The 3657-nt window shown below is 27.5% G+C and carries 2 protein-coding genes; both read right to left on the bottom strand.

Going from position 1 to position 3657, the window contains the following annotated elements; translation table 11 throughout:
- Positions 1-247 precede the first annotated feature (247 nt).
- Positions 248-2539: a helicase-related protein gene (locus tag FQU21_RS17105; RefSeq protein WP_147679224.1), complete on the bottom strand. Its 2292-nt coding sequence runs from the start codon at positions 2537-2539 to the stop codon at positions 248-250.
- On the bottom strand, positions 2506-3405 hold the full coding sequence (locus FQU21_RS17100; RefSeq protein WP_147679223.1) for a Hachiman antiphage defense system protein HamA: 900 nt from the start codon (positions 3403-3405) through the stop codon (positions 2506-2508). The genes FQU21_RS17105 and FQU21_RS17100 overlap by 34 nt, the downstream gene beginning before the upstream one ends.
- Positions 3406-3657 lie beyond the last annotated feature (252 nt).

Raw genomic sequence — 3657 nt, 5'->3', positions numbered from 1 at the left:
TCAGTTTAAAAGGTTCTGAATACCGTCTAATTACTTTGTCATTTCTATACATAATGTTTAAAATTATGTAGCCTTATTTCAGGACGGGTCAAAATGTTGGGTAACGTGTTTGTATATGGTTTGTTGCGTGATTCAAGCAACTAATTTAGTAAATAATTACCGACCAAGAAAGTCCGCGAGGACTTTCGTAAGTAGGCGAGAAGCCAGCAGTAAATTATATACGGTGTTGCCACCAGTGCTTTTCAGATTAGTTTTCTCCTTTTATAATTTTTTCCACTCTTTTAAATATCTCAATTTCATAATCATCAAATGATTGTTTTATTTTTTCAGAATTTTCAGAATCTTCATAATAATTCACAATTGCTGTTGGCACTCCAAAATCACTTGCAATACGACCAGATTCGGTAAATGCATTATATTCTAATTTGGTTAATAATCTATCAAGACCATTTATTTCTTCTATTGGCTGTTGAGTTACTTGAGAACGATAAAATTTATACATTATATTAAATACACCTAAATACTTTACAACTTGATATTTTAAAGTGTTGTAAACAAATTCAGAAGTGTCAGAGATAGCTTTGTCAACAGTACTGCCTTTTCCAAGTTTGAAATTAATTGAACCTCTAAAACCTCCTGTCAAGTAGAAGTGAACCAAATGAGTTAAAGTGGAATATTGTCCACTTTCTCCTTTGTATTCGATTAGAAATTTTAGTTTTTGATTTTTTACTATTGGTTCTATAATATTTAAAACTATTTGAAATCCATCATAGTCAATATCCATTCTAAAATTTATGAATCTAATTAACTTTTTAATTGCATTTAATTCTAAATCTGTTAGTAATCTAATCCTATCATAAATTATTATTTTGTCTAAACGACTTACTACTTTGTATAATTGAAAGACTTCGTCTGGAATATTCCTTTCTATTTGTTTGCTACTGATGTCTTCAATTTTTAATCTATCTTCATCTGTAAGATATTCATCATCTGTATAATATAAATCTACTTCATCTTTTGGGGAATTTAAATCGTAGTTTTTGTGTTTAATTCCTTCAGCTTCAGCGTTGATAGCCTTCATAAAATCATTTTTTAGTACAATTACTCTACCACTATAATGATACAGAAAACGACCAGCTCTACCAGCGATGTTTTTTGCATCAAATTTTTTGAGTGGTTTAGTTCCCTTCATATTGTGTAATACAATTAAATTTTTTGCTGATGTATTAACACCTTCTGTAATTGTTGTCGTTGAAATAAGCACTTTAATTAAACCAATGTTAAATAATGAAACAATTTCTTTTTGAATATATTTTGGCACTAATCCGTGATGAATGCCTATTCCATTTTTTAGTGCTTCGATTAATGTCCATTCTTTGTTAAAGTTATTTGAGATGTGAGTTAAAAAATCTTCATAATCACTACTATTATGATTTTCAAAAATTTTGGACGTAATCAAAGTTTTTGCGTAAGATTCAACCGAATTTCTTGAATAACAATATATAATTGTATTCTCATTAATGTTGCTAATAGCTTGTACTATTTCAATGAGTCTATCATTTTTTGAGGTTTTTTCAAAACTAATTTCTAAATTATCATCTATAAAATAGCTCTTTTTTGATTTGATATCATTGTAGGTTTTATTTACAATTTCATAATTGTTGTAATCAATTAATTTAATGTTGTTTACCTCTAAAAATCTATCAAATGAACGATTGTAATTATTATCGTTTGGTCTTGAAAAATCTATATAAGGTCCTGCAAGTAATGTGTCAACATCTTTTTTTAATGAGTAAAAAACTGCTAATCTATAAGCTACATCTCGTTCATTTTCTCTTACTTCTTCGTCTATTATATAATCATTGTCAATTTTATAAACTTCATCAACAAAAGCAAAATCAAAATCTATTTCTTCTTCCCTTTTTTCTATAAAAGATAAATAACGTTCTGGCGTATAAATAAATAAATTTTTGTCATCTAAATCTTCTATATCACTCAAAGTATGTATAGAATATTTATCTAAAAAATATTTGTAATTATCATCGGAAGTAAGGCGTTGTAAATTTTCAGAAAGTAATGCTATTGTAGGAAATATTAAAACCACATTATCATAATCCATTTTTTGAATTATCTCGAAAACAATGTGAGTTTTACCGAACGATGTACTAGCCGATAAAAAAAACCTATTTAATTCATTTGGTTTAAACAGTTCTAAAATCTCTTTTTGATACTTATGAACCTTATTGGTTGAAGTTAAGTTTAGAGTACTTTCATAAATGATTGATGAAAGAGTGTTTAGGTCAAAATTGTTTATTTCTGTATCATTATTAAATTTTTCGAGAAGGTCATAAAAATGAGGTATTCCAACTGTGTTTGAAATATATTTTAAAAATCTTAAATCAGCTTCGGATATCTCCTCATCTTTGATGTCATCAAAATATTTGCATACGATTTTAATCAAATCGTAATCTTCAATTTGATTTTCTCGGTATTTATTTATACCTATTATGACATTAGAGGCTTCTTCGATTCTATCCATTTTATAACTTCTGATTTAACCAATTTAACATCCTCAACTGGCAGAAAAACAAAAAATACAGAATATGGTATTGATAAGTCGTATTTTTCTAACTTATGTTTTTTTTCAATGTATTTTGGAATTGCTTTAATGCTTTCGTCATAACCTTTTTTATTTTGTTGAAATAGAATGATTACTGGATATACTAATTCAATTGAATGTTGTTTTATTTCTTCTATTATTTTAATATTTGGATTTTCTGTCCAATCAATAAGAATTTTCTCAATTTTAGAGCCTTTTAAGTTTAAATTGTCTTTATTTTTTCTTAAAGCTAGTAGATTTTTACTAAGATATTTATCTGATAATGAATTTTTAATTTTTGATAACACATCATTTACAGCTTGCGTATAGCTTTGATGAAATTTTGTTTCTCCAAACCATAAATGAACCTTTGAATCGTGCTCAATTAAATGATAAGCATCATAACCCTTAGATTCGGAATTTTCTAAAGGATTATAAAAATAACCTTTAGAAATAAATGTTTGAGTGCCAAAGAAGACCTTTAGAATTGAATGTAAAATTACTTCTCCAAAAAAACCATATTTTAATTTTGTTGCATCTGAATCATCTTCGTCATACCTTATTCTTTCCTGAAACGCGATAGTGTGTAAATCTTCTAATTCTCTTTTAGTAAAGTCAAATTCATTGAAAGAATAATCAATTATAGAATTATAAATTATTTTTACTAGAGAATCATTGTCCGAAACAGAATAGCATTTATCATCTGATGTAGAGAAAATTGTTCGAGGGACTGAACCTACGACATATGGCAAATCATATTTGTAGACAATCGACTTTTTAATTAAATCCTCTAATTCTTTTCTCATTTAGTTCAGATTGCAATTGGTTTTTCGCATTGGTGGCAACGTTTATGTATAAGAATAGTTGCGGGTTTGTATGCGAGGATTTTCCGAAGGAAAATCAGATGTTACAAACACGCAACGACCTTTGATTAAGCAGTAAACCGCAATTATTTTTATACGGTGTGCTTGTTGCACAAGATAAGAAAAATGCTACAATAAAATTGTATAAAAAAGTCAAATTTCTTATCTTTATATATGCAGGGAAAAAAGACATAT

The sequence above is a fragment of the Algibacter pacificus genome (genome assembly GCF_008033385.1).
Taxonomy (GTDB): Bacteria; Bacteroidota; Bacteroidia; order Flavobacteriales; family Flavobacteriaceae; genus Algibacter; species Algibacter pacificus.
This window is presented reverse-complemented; position numbering and strand designations above follow the sequence as displayed.

What these genes read in the sequence shown, in the direction of transcription:
- FQU21_RS17105 (WP_147679224.1), bottom strand. Translation starts at nt 2,539, where the DNA reads ATGGATAGAATCGAAGAAGCCTCTAATGTCATAATAGGTATAAATAAA.
- FQU21_RS17100 (WP_147679223.1), bottom strand. Translation starts at nt 3,405, where the DNA reads ATGAGAAAAGAATTAGAGGATTTAATTAAAAAGTCGATTGTCTACAAA.